Annotated in this window: 16 protein-coding genes; 10 read left to right on the top strand and 6 right to left on the bottom strand. The window is 71.6% G+C overall.

From position 1 onward, the window contains the following. Positions 1–424 precede the first annotated feature (424 nt). The 4 genes from ACIBO8_RS30655 to wecB are packed head-to-tail and all read left to right on the top strand — an operon-like array spanning position 425 to position 4,606. A complete protein-coding gene (locus ACIBO8_RS30655; RefSeq protein ID WP_396118855.1) occupies positions 425–1,405 on the top strand; it encodes a hypothetical protein in 981 nt (326 codons plus the stop codon). A 5-nt stretch (positions 1,406–1,410) separates the two neighbouring features. Then, complete coding sequence (locus tag ACIBO8_RS30650) at positions 1,411–2,205, top strand: WecB/TagA/CpsF family glycosyltransferase (RefSeq protein WP_396118854.1); 795 nt, start codon at positions 1,411–1,413, stop codon at positions 2,203–2,205. 11 nt (positions 2,206–2,216) lie between these two features. Continuing rightward, a complete protein-coding gene (locus tag ACIBO8_RS30645; protein WP_396118853.1) occupies positions 2,217–3,473 on the top strand; it encodes a nucleotide sugar dehydrogenase in 1,257 nt (418 codons plus the stop codon). 2 nt (positions 3,474–3,475) lie between these two features. After that, positions 3,476–4,606: a non-hydrolyzing UDP-N-acetylglucosamine 2-epimerase gene (wecB, locus tag ACIBO8_RS30640; RefSeq protein WP_396118852.1), complete on the top strand. Its 1,131-nt coding sequence runs from the start codon at positions 3,476–3,478 to the stop codon at positions 4,604–4,606. Here the strand turns inward: wecB and ACIBO8_RS30635 are convergent. The 3 genes from ACIBO8_RS30635 to rfbA form a co-directional block, all read right to left on the bottom strand. Further along, entirely contained in the window at positions 4,600–6,072 is a 1,473-nt protein-coding gene (locus tag ACIBO8_RS30635) for a sugar transferase (protein WP_396118851.1), read from the bottom strand. The genes wecB and ACIBO8_RS30635 overlap by 7 nt on opposite strands. 221 nt (positions 6,073–6,293) lie before the next feature. After that, positions 6,294–6,941 carry a dTDP-4-dehydrorhamnose 3,5-epimerase family protein gene (locus ACIBO8_RS30630; RefSeq protein ID WP_396118850.1) on the bottom strand — a complete coding sequence of 216 codons (648 nt, stop codon included), beginning with the start codon at positions 6,939–6,941 and terminating at the stop codon, positions 6,294–6,296. After that, positions 6,938–7,822 carry a glucose-1-phosphate thymidylyltransferase RfbA gene (gene rfbA, locus ACIBO8_RS30625; protein WP_396118849.1) on the bottom strand — a complete coding sequence of 295 codons (885 nt, stop codon included), beginning with the start codon at positions 7,820–7,822 and terminating at the stop codon, positions 6,938–6,940. The genes ACIBO8_RS30630 and rfbA overlap by 4 nt, the downstream gene beginning before the upstream one ends. Before the next feature lie 45 nt (positions 7,823–7,867). Between rfbA and rfbB the strand changes: the two genes are divergently transcribed. Next, a complete protein-coding gene (gene rfbB, locus ACIBO8_RS30620; protein WP_396118848.1) occupies positions 7,868–8,845 on the top strand; it encodes a dTDP-glucose 4,6-dehydratase in 978 nt (325 codons plus the stop codon). After that, complete coding sequence (gene rfbD, locus ACIBO8_RS30615; RefSeq protein ID WP_396119179.1) at positions 8,845–9,702, top strand: dTDP-4-dehydrorhamnose reductase; 858 nt, start codon at positions 8,845–8,847, stop codon at positions 9,700–9,702. Before rfbB ends, rfbD begins: the two co-directional genes overlap by 1 nt. Here rfbD and ACIBO8_RS30610 read toward each other — a convergent pair. Then, entirely contained in the window at positions 9,689–10,723 is a 1,035-nt protein-coding gene (locus ACIBO8_RS30610) for a zinc-binding dehydrogenase (protein ID WP_396118847.1), read from the bottom strand. The genes rfbD and ACIBO8_RS30610 overlap by 14 nt on opposite strands. A gap of 9 nt (positions 10,724–10,732) precedes the next feature. Further along, positions 10,733–13,294, bottom strand: coding sequence for an AMP-binding protein (locus ACIBO8_RS30605; RefSeq protein WP_396118845.1), 2,562 nt, complete (start codon positions 13,292–13,294; stop codon positions 10,733–10,735). A 160-nt stretch (positions 13,295–13,454) separates the two neighbouring features. On the opposite strand from ACIBO8_RS30605, the gene ACIBO8_RS30600 reads away from it, so the two are divergent. From ACIBO8_RS30600 to ACIBO8_RS30585, 4 genes are all read left to right on the top strand, one after another. After that, entirely contained in the window at positions 13,455–14,459 is a 1,005-nt protein-coding gene (locus ACIBO8_RS30600) for an iron ABC transporter substrate-binding protein (protein WP_396118844.1), read from the top strand. 65 nt (positions 14,460–14,524) lie between these two features. Then, the gene (locus ACIBO8_RS30595; protein WP_396118843.1) at positions 14,525–16,027 is read left to right on the top strand and encodes an ABC transporter permease; all 1,503 of its coding nucleotides are present in this window, start codon (positions 14,525–14,527) and stop codon (positions 16,025–16,027) included. Next, positions 16,024–17,064, top strand: coding sequence for an ABC transporter ATP-binding protein (locus tag ACIBO8_RS30590; RefSeq protein ID WP_396118842.1), 1,041 nt, complete (start codon positions 16,024–16,026; stop codon positions 17,062–17,064). The genes ACIBO8_RS30595 and ACIBO8_RS30590 overlap by 4 nt, the downstream gene beginning before the upstream one ends. 108 nt (positions 17,065–17,172) lie before the next feature. After that, on the top strand, positions 17,173–18,537 hold the full coding sequence (locus tag ACIBO8_RS30585; protein WP_396118841.1) for a M14 family zinc carboxypeptidase: 1,365 nt from the start codon (positions 17,173–17,175) through the stop codon (positions 18,535–18,537). A gap of 31 nt (positions 18,538–18,568) precedes the next feature. Here ACIBO8_RS30585 and ACIBO8_RS30580 read toward each other — a convergent pair whose 3' ends face one another. Continuing rightward, on the bottom strand, positions 18,569–18,904 hold the full coding sequence (locus ACIBO8_RS30580) for a TraR/DksA family transcriptional regulator (protein ID WP_396118840.1): 336 nt from the start codon (positions 18,902–18,904) through the stop codon (positions 18,569–18,571). Positions 18,905–18,909 lie beyond the last annotated feature (5 nt).

The raw sequence follows: 18,909 nt of genomic DNA, 5'->3' as shown, positions 1-18,909 counted from the left end.
CGAAACGGTCAGTACGTCATGTCAGCTAGGCGTCACACCTTCCGGCGGCACGACCGTCCTCAGTAGCCTCGCAGTCGGCTCCTCGGTTTCCGTGGCGGGCCGGTGCTCCCGCGCCTGCCCTCGCTGCCGATGCCGTCTGCCCTAGTTGCCGGAATCTCTTACCAGCCAACGGGAATGCGGCTTTTCCACCTTCGCCGCCCGGACGTCACTCGGATGTCCTTCATGGACACCGGTCACGCCCTCCGCCGCCCTCCGGAAGGACGACATGACGCCAGCACCCGCGAGATTCACCCACCTCGACGGTGAGACCGGCGAGCTGACAAAACGCCTCATCGCACTCGCTTCACGCGGACTGCCCAAAATGTATCGCGCGGATTCCGACGAATTCACCTTTACGCGTACGTTCACCACAACGAATGGTGGCGTGACCTCGCAACTGGCCGGCACGAGCCTGCGCTATGCCGCAATTGTGGCGCTGGGGGCGTCCGGGTTGCCGGTCGATGCGCAGCCCGCATTGCTGGGCGGCCATCGGCTCGACGATTTCATCGCCCTGCTCGTGAAGCGGCAGGCGGCGAGCCGCAACCTGGGCGACATCGCGCTGATCGCCTGGTGCGCCGCCCAGGCCGGCCACGCGCTGCTGCCCGACGCCGTCCGGCGGCTGCGCGAGTTCGACCGGCGGACCGCCCCCGAGTACGTCGTGGAGAGCGCGTGGGTCGTCTCGGCGCTGGCCGAGGCCCGCGCCCGGCTCGACGTCGAGGAACAGCTGGCTCACGCCCGGCGGCGGCTGCTCGGCAGCGTCGTCCCGGGCAGCCCCGTGTTCCCCCACGTGACCGGGCCCGGGCTGGTGAGGTCGTACCGCCGGCACGTGGCCTGCTTCGCCGATCAGGTCTACCCGGTGCAGGCGCTCGCGCGGCTGCACCGCTCGGGTGACGACCCCGCGGCCCTCGCGGCGGCCCGTACCACCGCGGAGCAGATCTGCCGGCTGCAGGGGCCGGGTGGGCAATGGTGGTGGCACTACGACGCCCGCACCGGCGGCGTCATCGAGGGCTACCCGGTCTACTCGGTGCATCAGCACGCGATGGCGCCGATGGCGTTGCTCGACCTCACCGAGGCCGGGGGCGGCGACTACGCCGAGCCGATCCGCCGGGGGCTGCGCTGGCTGCTGCGCCCGGACGAGCTGGGCGACACCGGCGAGCCGATGCTGCTCGACGACGAGGGGCTGACGGTCCGGAAGGTGTACCGCGGCGACCCCCGCAAAATCGTCCGGGGCCTGCACACGGTCACGACGCGCGCCCGCTCCGGGCTGCGCCTGCCGGTCATCGACCGGGTGTACCGGCCCACGTCGCTCGACCGGGAGTGCCGGCCGTACGAGTTCGGCTGGCTGTACTTCGCGTGGGGACGGTGACGGCCATGGAGACCACAGACCTGACCGGACGGGAACGCCCCCGGCAGGACCTCTTCGGCGTACCCCTCGATGCGCTCACCCTCGGCGAGACCGTGCAGCTCTGCATGGATGCCGTCGAACGCGGCGAACTCCTCGAGGTCGGCGTGGTCAACGCCGCGAAGATCGTCAAGATGCGCCACGACGCGGCCCTGCGCGACGCGGTGCTGGGCTGCGACCTCATCGTCGCGGACGGGCAGTCCGTGGTCTGGGCCGGCCGGGTGCTGCGGCGCCGGCTGCCCGAGCGGGTGGCCGGCATCGACCTGTTCCAGCGCCTGCTCTACATGGCCGAGCTTCAGGGCCGTTCCGTCTACTTCCTCGGCGCCCGCCCCGAGGTGCTCGAGCGCATGGTCGAGCGCATCCGGGTCCAGCACCCCGCCCTGCGCATCGCCGGGAGCCACCACGGCTACTACACCGACGACGAGACCCCCGCGGTGGCCGACGCCATCAAGGGCAGCGGCGCCGATCTGCTGTTCCTCGGCATGACCTCGCCGAAGAAGGAGGTCTTCGTGGCCACCCACGGAGGCCGCACCGGCGCCAAGGTGGTGCACGGGGTGGGTGGGTCCTTCGACGTGCTGGCCGGGGTGGTCAAGCGCGCGCCCCTGGTCTGGCAGCGGATGGGCTGTGAGTGGCTGTACCGCGTCCTGCAGGAGCCGCGCCGTCTCGGCGGCCGGTACCTGACCACCAACGTCGCGTTCATGCGGCTCGTCGCGCGCGAGTGGGCGCGTTCCGTGCGGTCCGCGCCGGTCGGCAAGACCAACTGAGGGAGACAGCCATGCGAGTCGTCATCGCCGGCCAGGGGTACGTCGGGCTGCCGCTGGCCGTCCGCGCCGCCGAGGTCGGCCACGAGGTCGTCGGGTACGACCTCGACACGGTACGCGTCGGCCGCCTGACGCGAGGCGAGTCGTACGTGGAGGACGTACCGGCCGACCGGCTGCGCGCCGTCCTGGCCGCGGGGTCGTTCCGCCCCAGCACCGACCCGGGGGACTGCGCGGGGTTCGACGTAGCCGTGATCGCGGTGCCCACCCCGTTGCGCGACGGCGTCCCGGACCTGTCCTGCGTCGAGGCGAGCGCCGAGATGATCGCCGGCCACCTGTGCCCGGGCACCACCGTCGTGCTGGAGTCGACCACCTATCCGGGCACCACCGAGGAGGTGGTCAGGCCGATCCTCGAGAAGCTCTCCGGCCTGACCGCCGGCACCGACTTCGCGCTCGGCTTCAGCCCCGAGCGCATCGACCCGGGCAACCCGACCTGGAACGTCGTCAACACGCCGAAGATCGTCTCCGGCGTGGACGACACCTCGCTCGAGCGCGTCAAGGCGTTCTACGACACGGTCGTGGACACCACGGTCACGGTGTCGTCCACGCGAGAGGCGGAGCTCGCCAAGCTCATCGAGAACACCTTCCGCCACGTCAACATCGCGCTGGTCAACGAGATCGCCATGATCTCCAACGATCTGGGGATCGACGTCTGGCAGGCGATCGACGCGGCGTCGACCAAGCCCTTCGGCTTCATGCGGTTCACCCCCGGCCCCGGCGTCGGCGGTCACTGCCTGCCGGTCGACCCGTCGTACCTGTCCTGGCGGGTGCAGCGCGCCCTCGGGCAGAGCTTCCGGTTCGTCGACCTGGCCAACGACATCAACAACCACATGCCCGACTACGTGGTACGCCGGCTCAACGACGTGCTCAACCGCCGGCAGCGCTCGGTCTCCGGCAGCCGGGTCCTGCTGCTCGGGCTGGCGTACAAGAAGAACACCGGGGACGCCCGGGAATCGCCCGCCCTGCGGATCGTGCAGCTGCTGCGGCAGATGGGCGCGGAGGTACGGGTGGCGGACCCGCACGTGGTCGAGGCGGTGCACGGGGCACCCGAGCTCACCATGGTGGCGCTGACCGTCGAGGAGCTGCGCAGCGCCGACGCCGTGGTGCTCCTCGCCGACCACGACGAGTTCGACTACGACCTCATCGGCCGCGAGGCGAAGTGCCTGCTCGACACCCGCCGGCGGCTGCAGGGCCCCGCGGTCGAGGTGATCTGAGCGTGCCGCGGATCATCTGCGTGGCCGGCGCGCGGCCCAACTTCATGAAGGTGAAGCCGGTCATGGACGCGCTCGAGGCGCGCGGTGCGGAGGTGGTGCTGGTCCACACCGGCCAGCACTACGACGCCGCGATGAACGACGTGTTCTTCCGCGACCTCGGGCTGCGCCCGCCGGACCGCCACCTCGGCACCGGATCGGGCACGCACGCGGAACAGACCGCCCGGGTGATGACGGCGTTCGAGCCCGTCGTCGGCGAGCTCGCCCCCGCCGCGGTCGTCGTCGTCGGCGACGTCACCTCGACGTTGGCCTGCGCCCTGGTCGCCGCCAAGGCCGGGGTGCCGGTCGGCCATGTCGAGGCCGGCCTGCGCAGCCGCGACTGGAGCATGCCCGAGGAGGTCAACCGGGTCGTCACCGACCGGCTCAGCGACCTGCTGTTCGCGCCTTCACCGGACGCCGTCGGCAACCTGCGTGCCGAGGGCTACCACGACGACCAGATCCACCTCGCCGGCAACGTCATGATCGACACTTTGTACGCGAACCTCGAACGGGCGCTCGCCTCCGATGCGCTGCACCGCCACGGCCTCACCGACGGCGGGTACGCCCTGGCGACGCTGCACCGGCCGGCCAACGTGGACGACACCGGAATGCTGAGCGGGCTGCTGCGTGCCCTCGGCGAGGTGGCCCGGAGGCTGACGGTCGTCCTGCCCGTGCATCCCCGCACCGCCGTACGCCTGGAGCAGGTGGGCCTGCCCGGAGGTATCCGGCTGGTGCCTCCCGCCGGATACCTCGATTTCATCGCGCTGCAGGCATCGGCCCGGCTCGTGCTCACCGATTCGGGCGGCGTGCAGGAGGAGACGACGGCGCTCGGCGTACCGTGTCTCACCCTGCGCGACTCGACCGAGCGGCCGATCACCCTCACCGACGGCACCAACGTCCTCGTCGGGCGCGACCCGGATCGGATCGTCGCCACGGCCGCCCGGGTTCTCGCCGACCCGCCGCTCAAGCGGTCCCCGGCGCTCTGGGACGGCCACGCGGGAGCCCGCATCGCCGACGCCCTGCTGGCCCACCTGGCCGCGCCGGTCCGGCCGCGTCCGACCGATGCGCGCGGCGTGCTGACCGTCGCCCTTCAGTAGGCCCCGGAGCTTCGCAGCACCGCGCTGACCGTCCGGGCCAGGATGGCGAGGTCCATGGCCAGCGACCAGTTCTCGACGTACGTCAGGTCCAGCCGGATGGACTCCTCCCAGGTCAGGTTGGAGCGGCCGGACACCTGCCACAGGCCGGTCAGTCCCGGCTTGACGACGAGCCGCCGGCGCATGTCCGCCGGGTACATCGCCACCTCGCCGGCGAGCGGCGGCCGGGGGCCCACCAGGGACATGTCGCCCTTGACCACGTTCACCAGCTGCGGCAGCTCGTCGAGCGAGAACCGGCGCAGCCAGCGGCCCACCGGTGTGACGCGCGGGTCCCGGCGCATCTTGAACAGGGCGCCGTCGGTGTCGTTCAGGTTCCGCAGCTCCGTCAGCCGGGCCTCGGCGTCGGCGTGCATGGTCCGGAACTTGTAGAGGGTGAACGGCCGGCCGTTCTTGCCCACCCGCTCCTGCCGGAAGATCGCCGGGCCCCGGCCTCCCCGAGCCTTGATGAGGACGGCGATCACGCCCAGCACGGGAGCGGCGAGCACGAGCAGCGCGGCCGCCCCGGCCCGGTCGAACGTCGCCTTGACGAAGCGGGCGCTGCCCTTGAGCCGGGGATGTTCGACGTGCAGCATCGGCAGGCCGTCCACCGGGCGGATCGTCGTACGGTCGCCGGCCACGTCGACGAGGGTGCTCGCCACGATCAGGTCGATCTCGTCGCGTTCCAGCCGCCAGGCCAGCTGGCGCAGCGCCGTGCCGTCGATCTCGGGGCAGGACAGGACGACGACCGTGTCCGCGCCGGAGCGGTTGACCGCCGAGGCGACGCCGTCGAAGGTGCCGTAGACCGGTGGCAGTCCCACGGAGAGGCTCCCGGGCCGGCCGGGCGGGAGGCACACGCCGACGACGCCGAGGCCGTGATGCCGCTCGCGGCGCAGCCGGCGCGCCATGTCCGCGACGGCGCGCTCGTGGCCCACCAGGATGACCCGGTGCAGCCGCTGCCCGCGGGCCCACGACCGGTGCAGGCTCTGCCGGAACACGTACCGGGCGGCGAGGTCCACGACGACGGCCAGCGGCATCGCGATGATCACGTAACCCCGGGCCAGCCGCAGATCGAACGAGAAGGAAACAATGGCGAGGCCGGCGGTCAGCGCCAATCCGGATCGGAACACCCGGGCGTACTCGTCGGTGCCGACGAACAGATGCCGCGGCTCGTTCGCCCGGTTGATCGCGAGGCAGGCGATCCATGCGACCGGTACCAGCAGCGTGAGGGCCAGATATCCGCGCATGTACGATTCGCGGCCGGTGGACCCGAATCGCAGGATCAGGGCCAGGGTGGACGCGCAGAGACCCACCAGGAAGTCGATGAGGTAGAGCGTCAGGGCGTACCGGTTCTGCCAGCCGGCGCGGGTGCGGCCGGCTTCATTGTTGCTGTGCAGCGGTAAAAATGAATTATCGGTGTCCAGTGCCGACACCGGACCGATCGTCTGCACGCTTCCCCCGTCATTGCTCGCAGCCACAGGAGAAGACTCCCCAACCGGCACCGCTTCGCGCCTCACCTTTCCGTTCCGGGGAATCGGCGAATCGGATGAGGGGCGAAGCGATAAGGGTGCAAGATGGTCAGAAGGTGCCAAGGACATTCGACGTCCAAAGGCGCACACGACGGCGTGAATGGACCGCCCGCCGCCACCGTCTACTACGGAGACGGTGGGGCGTCAATCGGCTGCGGCGGACGACTTGCGTCCACATTCCGACGACGCGTTTCGACATATGCCGAACATTCGTCGAGGCGGGGCAGCAGACCGGCGGCGCGGGCCTGCGCGAGCGTCGGCGCGGCCGCGTCCTTCGTGGACAGCTCCGGGACGGCGACGGGCCAGGGTATGCCCAGCTCCGGGTCGAGCGGGTGAATGCCGTGCTCGTGGCCGGGCCGGTAGGTGGACGAGCACAGGTACGCCACCGTGGCGTTCTCGGTCAGCGCACAGAACCCGTGCCCGAGCCCCTCGGCGAGATAGACCGCCCGCCGGTCCTCGTCGTCGAGCGGCACGGCCTCCCAGGCGCCGTACGTCGGCGAGCCGACCCGGACGTCCACCACCACGTCGAGTACGGCCCCCGCCACGCAGGTGACGTACTTGGCCTGTCCCGGCGGCACATCGGCGAAATGGATGCCCCGGACGACGCCCCGCGCGGAGGCGGAGAGGTTGGCCTGGGCGAGCTCCAGCGGATGGCCCACGGCGGCGGCCAGCTCGTCGAACCTGTACCACTCCAGGAAGGTGCCGCGGCAGTCGCGGTGCTGCACCGGGGTGACCTCGTACGCACCCTCGATGCTCAGTGTACGGATCTTCACCGGGCACCGCCGAACCGGCCGCTGTCCAGCAGTCGCACCAGATATTCGCCGTACCCGCTCTTCAGCAGCGGCCCGGCCAGCTCGCGCAGCTGCTCGTCGGAGATGAATCCCAGCCGCCAAGCCGCCTCCTCGACGCATCCGATCTTCAGGCCCTGCCGCTCCTCGATGACGCGTACGTACTCGGACGCCTGCACCATCGACTGGAAGGTGCCGGTGTCGAGCCACACCGTGCCCCGGTCCAGCACGGTCACGGCGAGCCGGCCCTGGCGCAGGTACTCCTCGTTCACCGCGGTGATCTCGAGTTCCCCGCGGAGACTGGGCTCCAGCTTCTCCGCGATCCGGACCACGTCGGCGTCGTAGAAATAGAGGCCGGGCACCACATATGTGGATTTGGGCCGCTCCGGCTTCTCCTCGATGGACAGCACCCGGCCGGTGTCGTCGAACTCGACCACGCCGTACCGTTGCGGGTCGGCCACCGGGTAGGCGAACACGCGCCCGCCGGCCGGGTCGCCGAAGCGGGCGAGCTGCCGGCCCAGGCCGACGCCGTGAAAGATGTTGTCGCCCAGAATGAGGGCGACCGGCTGGTCGCCGATGAAGTCGGCGCCGATCCGGAACGCCTGGGCGATGCCCTCCGGTCTGGGCTGCTCCGCGTAGGACAGGGACACCCCGAAGCGGCTCCCGTCCCCGAGCAGCCGCCGGAAATGCGGCCGGTCCCCGGGCGTCGTGATGACCAGGATCTCCCGGATTCCGGCGGAAACCAGCGTTGTCAGCGGGTAGTACACCATCGGTTTGTCGAAGATGGGCATCAACTGTTTCGACATCGCCATCGTGATCGGCCAGAGCCGTGTGCCGGTGCCACCGGCGAGCAGGATTCCACGCACGACGGAAGACTAAGCAGAGCGGCCGTGCGACTACACTCGCCAGCCGTGCGGATTTTTGTCACCGGCGGCGCCGGATTCATCGGTTCGGCCTATGTCCGGGCCCTCCTGCAGGATGAGTACGCAGGTGCCGCCGGTGCCTGCGTGACTGTTCTGGACCTGTTGTCCTATTCCGGAAATCGCGCCAACCTACCCGTGACGGACTCCCGGCTCCACTTCGTGCAGGGCGACATCGGCGATTCCGCCCTGCTGCGCGAACTGCTCCCCGGCCACGACGCGGTGGTCCATTTCGCCGCCGAGTCCCATGTCGACCGTTCGATCGCCGGTGCCCTCCCGTTCGTCACCACCAACGTGCTGGGCACCCAGACGTTGCTCGACGAGGCGCGGGCCGCCGGGATCGGCCGGTTCGTGCACGTCTCCACCGACGAGGTGTACGGCTCGATCGAGCGGGGCTCGTGGACCGAGACCTGGCCGCTCGCGCCGAACTCGCCGTACGCCGCCTCCAAGGCCGCATCCGATCTGCTGGCGCTCGCCGCCCACCGCACCCACGGCCTGGACGTCGTGGTGACCCGCTGCTCGAACAACTACGGTCCGCACCAGTTCCCCGAGAAGGTCATCCCGCTGTTCGTCACCAACCTGCTGGACGGCCTGCAGGTGCCGCTCTACGGCGACGGCGGCAACATCCGCGACTGGCTGCACGTCACCGACCACTGTCGCGGCATCCAGCTCGTGCTCGAGAAGGGGCGGGCCGGCGAGGTGTACCACATCGGCGGCGGCACCGAGCTGACCAACCGCGAGCTGACCGGCCGGCTGCTCGACGCCTGCGGCGCGGGCTGGGACATGGTCCGGCCGGTTGCCGACCGCAAGGGACACGACCGCCGGTACTCGCTGGACATCACCAAGATCAGCGAGGAGCTCGGGTACGCGCCCAGGATCGGCCTGGCGGAAGGGCTGGCGTCCACGGTCGCCTGGTATCGCGAGAACCGGGACTGGTGGGAGCCGCTCAAGGCGCGGGACGCCGCCTGATGCGCTGGCTCGTCACCGGCGCCGGCGGCATGCTGGGCCGGGATCTGTGCACCGTCCTGGCCGAGGCGGGGGAGCGTGACGTGCTGGCAGCGACCCGGTCCGAGCTGGACGTCACCGACCCGGCCGCGGTCCGTGCGGCGGCCGCCGGGGCCGACGTCGTGCTCAACGCCGCGGCCTGGACCGACGTGGACGGCGCCGAGACGGCTGAGGAAGCGGCCACCGCGGTCAACGGGCACGCCGTCCGCAACCTCGCCGCGGCCTGCGGCACGCGGTTGATCCACCTCTCCACCGACTACGTCTTCGACGGCACCGCCTCCTTCCCGTACGCCGAGGACACCGCTCACGCGCCGGTCAACGCGTACGGCCGGGGCAAGGCGATCGGCGAGCGGGCCGTCCTCGCAGCCGGCGGGTACGTCGTGCGGACCGCATGGCTCTACGGGGAGCACGGCCCCAACTTCGTGCGTACCGTGCTGCGGCTGGCCGCCGAGCGCGACACCCTCGACGTCGTCGACGACCAGCAAGGGCCGCCCACGTGGTCGTACGCCCTGGCCCGCCAGCTGATCGCGCTCGCCGCCGCGGCCAGGGCCGGTCGCGCCGCGCCGGGGGCGTACCACGGCACCGCCGCCGGATCGACCACCTGGTACGGCCTCGCCCGCGCCGTCCTCGCCGAGGCGGGCCTCGATCCGGACCGCGTACGCCCGACCACCAGCGACCGTTTCCCGCGCCCGGCGCGACGGCCGGCGTACAGCGTGCTCGCCCACGACCGCTGGTCGGGAACCGGCGTGGCGCCGCTGCCCGGCTGGCGCGCGATGCTGGCCGAGGCGATGCCGGCCCTGCTGCGAGCTACGGCTCGATGAGGACCTTCAGCGCCTGCCGGTCCGCCATGGCCCGGTAGCCTGCCGGCACGTCGTCCAGGGCGACGGTGCGGTCGAACACGCGCCCGGGCTGGATCGTGCCCTCGAGAATGTCCGGCAGCAGCGTCTCGATGTACGCCCGGGCCGGTGCGACGCCGCCGGTCAGGGTGATGTTGCGCCGGAACACCCCGAAGCCGGCCGGCACGTCGGGATACTGCGGCGCGCCGACGCGGCTGACCGTGCCCCCGTCGCGGACCACGCCGAACGCCGTCTCGATGGCGGGCCTGAGGCCGACGCATTCCAGCACGGCGTGGGTGCCGTCGCCGCCGGTCAGCTCGCGCACCTTCGCGATGCCCTCCTCGCCGCGCTCCGCCACCACGTCGGTGGCGCCGAACTCGCGGCCCAGATCGGTGCGGTCCTTGTGCCGTCCCATCAGGATGATCCGTTCCGCCCCGAGGCGCCTGGCCGCCAGCACGGCGGACAGACCGACGGCGCCGTCACCGATCACGGTCACCGTCGTACGCGCGTCCACCCCGGCCGTGACGGCGCAGTGATAGCCGGTGGGGAAGACGTCGGACAGGGTGAGCAGCGACGGCAGCAACGCGGAGTCCTCGCCCACCGGCAGCTTCACCAGCGTGCCCTGGGCCTGCGGGACGCGGACGGCTTCGCCCTGGCCGCCGTCGACGCCGTCGCGCCCCCAGTTCCCGCCGTGCCGGCAGGAGGTCTGCAACCCTTCCCGGCAGAAGTCGCAGGTGCCGTCCGACCACACGAAAGGCGCCACGACCACATCGCCGGCCTTCAGCCCCGACACGTCGGAACCGGCCTCCTCGACCACCCCGAGGAATTCGTGACCGATCCGGTCCGGCGTTCCGGTCGCCGGGCGTTTCCCGTACGGCCACAGATCGCTGCCGCAGATGCAGGAGCGCAGCACCCGTACGAGAGCGTCGGTGGGTTCGCGCAGGGCGGCGTCGGGCACATTCTCGACCCGGACATCCCCGGCGCCGTAGATCACAGTTGCTCGCATCCCTCGACGCTACGGCCGCGCTTCAGCCGTCTGGGAGGTTCTGCCAACACCGGTTTCATCGGGCCCCGTCCGGCGCATACGCCGCCGGCCCAGCGGCGGCAGCAGGGCGGTGACCCGCTTCACGGCACCGCCGTAGAGCACGCCGGCGACCAGCGCGGCGACCAGTGCCAGGACCCGCGAGTAATCGTCGAGGAGCGGGTAGACGTGCCAGTGGGTGAGGTAGATCGACAGTGACGCGCCGGCCAGGGCGCCGGCGCCGCGGCGCAGCGGCGGCGGGCTCGGCAGCTTGGGCACCCAGATGAGCAGCAGCAGCCCCAGCGCGACGACCGCCACCTGGAGTTGTTCGCTGTCGTAGCCGATGACGGCGGCTGCGGTGATCGCGGTGACCAGGCAGCGTTGCCAGGCGAGGCGGGCCTTGCCGGCCGTCCAGCCGAGCGCGAAGAGCCAGAGCAGCTGGACCGGCGTGGCCATGTTGTCCACGGGCGAGACCGGGACGAGGCCGAACCGGACGGTCAGCGCGAGGCCCAGGATCGCCGCGGGCACGCCGAACGGGAAGCGTCGCTCCCAGCGGTCCACCGCGGGCACGGTCAGGGACAGGATCAGCGCCAGCAGGATGTAGACGTACGTCTCGATGAACCACAGATTGCGCTCGTCGCCGTAGCGCGATCCGATCGCCTCGTTGAGCAGGAGGACGTTCTTCCAGGTGTACGAGTAGCCGGTGAGGACGACGACCGCGGCGACGAAGATCGACGTGGGGACCGCGACGCGGGCCACCGTGGCCGCGATGTGCCGGATGCGGGTGGTGCGGGCCGCCGGCGTGAGGTGGAATCGCGCGACGTTGAAACCCGCCACCGCGAGCAGCAGATGCGCGCCGCCGTGGACGGTGAAGAGGCCGATGTGGGAGCCCACGATGAGGACGATCGACATCGCGCGGAGCACCACGGTGGTGTCGATCATCGGCTGCCGCGCCGGGGGCGGGGCGGGGCTGGCGCGCAGTTCCCGGATCGGCATCGTGTGCCAGCCCGCCGGGAGCCGGCCGAGCAGCTCCTCCAGGCGCACCGACATCTCGACGTACGACAGGGAGTCGCCGCCGAGGCTGACGAAGCTGTCGTCGTCGGTGACCTCCGGGGTGTCGAGGATCTCGCCGTAGAGCGCCCGCAGGTCGGTGGGTGCGGACGCGGGGGCCGGGGGCGCTTCGGCCAGTGCGGCGGCGGCTCGGTAGTCCGGCTTGCCCGAGGGCAGGCGGGGCAGCTCCGGGACGGTGATGAGGCGTACCGCCCGTGCCGGGAGTCCGCAGCGTGTGGCCACCAGCCGGTCGGGGTCGTGCCGGCGGTGCCCGGCTTGCGCCACGACGACGAGCTGGTCGTCGCGGGCGACGCAGTACGCGCTCACGCCGTCGGCTTCGAGTGCTGCTTCGATCCGCTGGAGGTCGATGCGGAGGCCGAACACCTTGGCGAACCTGCTCCGGCGGCCGACGATCTCGTACAGTCCGTCGGCGGTGCGCCGGGCGACGTCCCCGGTGCGCAGCTCGTCCGTGGTACGGCCCAGGGCGAGGTCGGCGGGGCGTTCGGCGTACCCGAGCATGACGTTGGGGCCGGTGTAGACGAGCTCCCCGCTGTCCGGATCGGGGACCCCGTCGACGGGCTCGAGCCGCAGCTCGCCGCCGGGGATCGGCAGCCCGATGGCGCCCGGGTGGGCGGCGGCGAGGTCCGGGGGCAGGTACGCCATCCGCGCCGTGGCCTCCGTCTGCCCGTACATGACGAACAGGTCCCACCCCTGGCGGTGGCCGAGCGCGGCGTAGCGCCGTACCCGTTCCGGCGCCATCCGGCCACCCGCCTGCGTGACGTAGCGCAGGTGGGGGAGGTGCATGGTCTCGAACCCGATGCGGTCGAGCAGCGTGAACGTGTACGGCACCCCGGCGAACGTCGTGCCGCGGGCGCGCTCGAACAACTGCCAGAAGGAGGGGTCGGCGACCGACAGGTCGGTCAGGATGACTGCGGCCCCGCTGATCAGGTGGCTGTTGAGCACGGACAGCCCGTAGCAGTAGTGCATGGGCAGCGTCGTCGCCGCCCGGTCGGTGGCTCGCACGCCGAGGTAGGTGGCGATCGACTCGGCGTTCGCCCGCAGGTTGTGGTGCGACAGCCGGACCAGTTTCGGCGAACCGGTGGATCCGGAGGTGGTCAGCAGCAGGGCCAGCTCCGGATGCAGGACGTGCGCCGATCCGGGGCGGCGCTGCTCGTAGCGCCAGCGTCGGCCCGTCCGCCGGACGACGACGTCCGGGTCGTACGCGGCCGTCAGGGCGTCGATCGTCGCCGGGTTGTCGCCCGGTGCCAGCAGCACCGGATGCCCGGCCGCCAGCGCCCCCAGGTAGGCCACGACGGCTTCGACCTCGTTCGCGCCGGCGATGAGCACGAGGCGCCGCCCGTCGCCGAGCCGGCGGGCCGCCCGGGCGACGCGGTTCGCCAGCTCGCCGTACGAGATCGTTCCGCGCCGGGTGATCAGAGCGGGTCGATCCGCGGAGGCCCGCAGATCACACCCCAGGGGGCGGACGGCGTCGGAGCGAGGGTTCACGGGCGGGAACAGTAAGGTAAGGCCAACCTAACTGTCCACTCGCCGGCGCCCGGCAGTAGCTCGTCAGGGGTGGGAGACGTCCGTCACTTGCCAGCCAAGGAAGGGGCCCGTCTAAGGTATCCCTAACCTAACGACAGCTCGGTGGAAGGCGAAGAACGGCATGCGTCAGTGGAGGCGGCTCCTGGCCGTGCTGGTGATCGGAACCCTGGTCGCGTGCGGCAGCGGGTCGGGCGACGACAAGGACACCCTGGTCGTGTACGGGGCGCCGCACGGCGAACTGCTCTCGACGATGGTGGAGAAGTTCACCCAGCAGACGGGCATCAAGGTCAAGGTCCGTCCCGGCGCCGACTCCGAGCTCGCCAACCAGATCGTGCAGGAGGGCAAGGCGTCGCGGGCGGACGTGTTCATGACCGAGAACTCGCCGGCCATGGGCCTGGTGGACGCCAAGGGCCTGTTCGCCCGCGTCGACGACGCGACGGTCGCGCAGGTGCCGGCGGGGTTCGTCCCGTCGAACCACAACTGGGTGGGGTACGCCGCCCGCTCCACGGTGCTCGTCCACAACGCCAAGGCGCTGCCCGACGACCAGCTGCCCGCATCGCTCATGGACCTCGCGCAGCCCGCGTGGCAGAACAGGGTCGGTATCGCGCCCTCCGGGGCCGACTTCCAGGCCATCGTCAGCGCCGTGCTGGCCCTGAAGGGCACCGCGGCCACCGAGCAGTGGCTGGCGGGGCTCAAGCGGAACGCCAAGATCTACACGAACAACATCGCGATCCTGAAGGCCGTCGACACCGGTGAGGTTCCGGCCGGGATCAGCTACCACTACTACTGGTACAAGGACCGCGCCGCGGGCGGCACCGGCAGCGCCAACGCCGAGCTGAAGTTCTTCGGCAAGGCCGACCCCGGAGCGTTCCTGAGCGTCTCGGGCGCGGGCGTGCTCGCCTCGAGCCCGAAGAAGGCGCAGGCTCAGAAGTTCCTGGCGTTCATCACCAGCAAGGCCGGCCAGCAGGTGCTCGCCGACAGCAAGGCGATGGAATACCCGATCGCCGACGGAGTGGCCAACCCGGCGCTCAAGCCGATGGCCGAACTGGATCCGCCCGCGGTGGACCCGGCCAAGCTCAACGGGCCCGAGGTCATCCGGCTGATGCAGCAGGCGGGTCTGCTCTGAGCAGCTCCCTCCCGGCCACCGCGACGCCCCTGCCCCGGTTTCTCGGCAGGAGGCGGTACCCGGCCGTGGTCCCGGTGCTCGCGCTGCTGGTCGCCCTGCTCGTCCTGCTGCCGCTCGGGTTCGTCGTGTTCTACGTCGCCACCACGGGCTGGGCCGACATCGAGCGGCTGGTGCTGCGACCGCGCACCGCCGAGCTCCTGGGCAACACGGCGCGCCTGCTCGGTGGCGGCGTCCTCGCCTCCGCCGTGCTCGGCATCGGCGCGGCGTGGCTGGTGGAACGCACCACCGTGCCGGGGCGGCGCCTGTGGCGGGTGCTGCTGGTCGCACCGCTGGCCGTCCCGGCGTTCGTGAACAGCTACGCCTGGGTGTCGCTGCTGCCGGGGGCCACCGGCTACGGCGGCGCCTTGCTGATCGTCACGCTGTCGTACTTCCCGCTGGTCTACCTGCCGGTGGCGGCGGCACTGCGCGGGCTCGACCCGGCGCTCGAGGAAGCCGCGTGCACGCTGGGCCGGGGCCCGGTCCGGGTGTTCCTCGCCGTGGTGCTGCCGCAGCTGCGGCCCGCCGTGGCCGGCGGCTGCCTGCTGGTGGGGCTGCACCTGCTGGCCGAGTTCGGCGCCCTGCAGATGCTGCGGTTCCCGACCTTCACCGTGGCCATCTACGAGCAGTACCAGTCGTCGTTCAACGGCTCCGCGGCGAACATGCTCGCGGCCGTCCTGCTGCTGTGCTGCCTGCTGCTCCTCCTCGCCGAGGTGCGGCTGCGCGGCCGGGCGCGGTACGCGCGGGTCGGTTCGGGCACCGCCCGCCCCGCGCCGCGGGCACGCCTGGGTCGTACCACCCTGCCCGCCGTGGGAGGGCTGGCGCTGCTGACCGCGCTCGCGCTCGGCGTACCGCTGGGCAGCCTCGGATACTGGCTCCTCAAGGGCGCTTCGGTGCACGTCGCGGTGGGCCCGCTCGGCGCGGCCGCGGCCACCTCGCTCGGGCTCGGCGCGGTCGCGGCCGTGGTCACCGTGGGGCTCGCGCTGCCGCTGGCGTGGCTGGACGTACGCCGTCCCGGCCGGCTGACCACCCTGCTCGAGCGCAGCACGTACTTCGGCAACGCGCTGCCCGGCATCGTGGTGGCTCTGGCCCTGGTGACCGTCAGCATCCGGGTCGTCCCGGACCTGTACCAGACCTTCCCCGTCGTGGTGGCCGCGTACGTGATCCTGTTCCTGCCGCGTGCCGTGGTCAGCGTACGGGCGGCGCTGGCCCAGGCGCCCCCGGTGCTCGACGACGTCGCGCACAGCCTGGGCCTGTCCCCGGCCGCGAGCCTGCGCCGGGTCACGCTCCCGCTGATCACCCCGGGCCTCGGCGCCGGCGCCGCGCTGGTGTTCGTCGCGGCGGTGACCGAGCTCACCGCCACGCTCCTGCTCGCCCCGACCGGTACGCAGACCCTCGCCACCCAGTTCTGGGCGTACAGCGACGGGCTGGCGTACGGTTCGGCAGCCCCGTACGCCGCCGTCATGGTGCTGTTGTCGGCGCCGGCCACGTACCTGCTCACCCGCGACCCGGAAAGGACGGCCGTCGCATGACCGCGCTGACCGTGCAGGGCCTGACCAAGTCGTACGGGACGACGCGGGTGCTCGCCGGCATCGACCTGCACGTGCCCGCCCAGACCTTCACCGCGCTGCTCGGCCCCTCGGGGTGCGGCAAGAGCACCCTGCTGCGCCTGATTGCGGGCTTCGCCGACCCGGACGCGGGCACCATCCGGATCGGCGAGCACACCGCGTACGCCGACGGCCGTTCGATCCCCCCGCAGCGGCGGCGGATCGGCTACGTACCGCAGGAAGGCGCCCTGTTCCCGCACCGCGACGTGGCGGCCAACATCACCTTCGGCCTGTCCCGCCGCCGGCGGCGGTCCGCGGACCGGCTCCACGAGCTGCTCGATCTGGTCGGGCTCGACCGGGCGATCGCCGGCCGGTTCCCGCACGAGCTGTCGGGCGGCCAGCAGCAGCGGGTCGCCCTGGCCCGGGCGCTGGCTCCCGAACCGGAACTCGTGCTGCTCGACGAGCCGTTCAGCGCGCTCGACGCGGGCCTGCGGGAGGACACCCGCCGTGCGGTGCTGGCCGCTCTGCGCGCCGCCGGCGCCACCGCTGTCCTCGTCACGCACGACCAGGCCGAGGCGCTGTCGCTGGCCGACCAGGTCGGCGTCATGCGCGACGGGCGTCTCGCCCAGCTGGATCCGCCCGCCACCATCTACCGGCGACCCCGCGACGCCCGGATCGCCGGTTTCCTCGGCGAGGCCGTGCTCCTTCCCGCCGAGGTCGCCGACGGCGCGGCGACGTGCGCGCTGGGCACCCTCGCCGTTCGCTCGTCCGGCGTGACCGGCCCGTCCTACGTCCTGATCCGTCCCGAGCAACTGCGATTGCACCGCACCGGCGAGGGGCGCACGGCTACAGTGCAGGAGATCAGCTTCTACGGCCATGACGCCGCCGTACGGCTCTCCCTGCAGCCCGAGGGCGTGCCGGTCATCGCCCGCCTGCCGGGCACCGAACTGCCCGAACCCGGAAGCACGGTCGGGGTCAGCGTGAGCGGCGACGTCCTCGCCTACCCCCGCGACCAGGCCTGACTGTCGCACCGCGTTCATCACATTGACGCGAACGACGACATCGATCATCGTGGATCCCAACGTCCCGGTGCACGGTGACGCCGGGCCACCCCATGATCGAGGTACCGAATGACCAGGTTCGTGCCCTCCCGCCGGTCGCGCCTCCGCAGACTGCTCGCCGCCGCATCGGCCGTCCTGCTACCCCTGCTCGGCGCGGGGCTGGCGGTCCCCGGTGCCGCCGCCGCGGCCCCCGCCTCCGCCGAACCGGCCTACTACGACGTCACGTCGCCCGCCACGACCGCTGCCGGCCTGGCCACCGACCTCACGCGGCGCGGCTACGACGTGCTGGAAGGGCCGCTGGCCCACGGCGTACCGATCCTGGCGACCGCGGCCGACGCCCAGCGATTGCGGCACCGCGGCCTGACCGTGCGCTATGCCGGGCCTCTTTACCAGCCGGTTGCGGCGACGTTCCGGGCAGCGGCCGGGACCTACTACGGCGGCTATCACACCACCGCCGGGCACGAGGCCCACAACCAGCAGGTGGCCTCCGCGCATCCCGACCTGGTCGTCCTGCGCAGCATCGGCCAGTCGTGGTTGAAGACCCAGGGCCGGGGCGGCCACGACATCCAGGCCCTGTGCATCACCAAGATCCGGGCGGGGGACTGCGCGACCACCAGCAGCGGGTCGAAGCCGAAGTTCACCCTCATGGCGCAGATGCACGCGCGCGAACTCGCGACCGGCGAGCTCGCGTACATGTGGATCGACTACCTGGTGAACAACTACGGCACGAACGCCGACGTGACCCGGCTGATGGACAGCACCGAGCTCTGGGTCATCCCGATCGCCAATCCTGACGGCGTCGACATCGTCTCGTCGAACTCGACCCGGCCGGTCTCCCAGCGCAAGAACGCCCACGACAACGGCTGCTCCGGCACCGGCCGGGGCGTCGACCTCAACCGCAACTCCAGCTACCACTGGGACGTCAACCAGGGCACCAAGTGCAGCGAGACCTACCCCGGCACGAGCGCGGCCAGCGAGCCGGAGACGCAGGGCATCCAGAACTTCCTCGCCGCCATCTACCGCGACACCAAGCCCAGCGCCGACTTCTCGCCGGCGACCACCGACACCACCGGCACGTTCCTCACCCTGCACAGCTACGCCGAGCTCGACATCTACCCGTACGGATGGACCAACTCGCTCGCGCCGAACAACAACGACCTCCGGACCATCGCCACCGCCATGAGCCAGTCCAACCACTACGACGTCGTGCACGGTGACGGGGGCCTGAACTACTTCGCGCCCGGTGCCACCGACGACTGGATCTACGGCACGCGGGGCGTTCCCGGCTACACCATCGAAGTGGGCCCCGACACCTCCGGCTGCAGCGGCTTCTTCCCGCGCTACTCGTGCATGTCGTCCTTCTGGAACCTCAACCGGCCGGCCTTCATCACCCTGGCCAACGCGGCGGCGCACCCTTACCCGACCGGGCACTGACCGCGGCTTTCCGGTGGCCCTCCCTTCCGCGTCAGCGGCTGCGTTCACACACGCCGCACCGAGTGGCGCAGGGGAGGGCCCGCAGCCGGCCCAGCGGTATGGGCCGGCGGCAGTCCGCGCAGACGCCGTACGAGCCCTCGGACATGCGCCTGAGGGCGTGAGCCGTCTCGGCGATGCGCCGGCGGGCGGACGCGGCGAGCATCTCCAGGGTGTGCGGGTCGTGCCCGCCGTGCCGGGGCAGCCGGGCGTACACCGTCAGCTGCGTCAGGCGGGCCGTCTGCGCGGCGAATTCCTCCTCCAGCATGCCGCGGAGCAGCTCCATGGGCTCGGCGGAGTGCGGGGCGGGGTGGTGCGCCGTGCTGGTCATGACGC

The sequence above is a fragment of the Actinoplanes sp. NPDC049681 genome (assembly GCF_044465265.1).
GTDB lineage: Bacteria > Actinomycetota > Actinomycetes > Mycobacteriales > Micromonosporaceae > Actinoplanes.
Note: the sequence above shows the minus strand (reverse complement) of the source record. Positions and strands in the feature narration are given on the sequence as shown.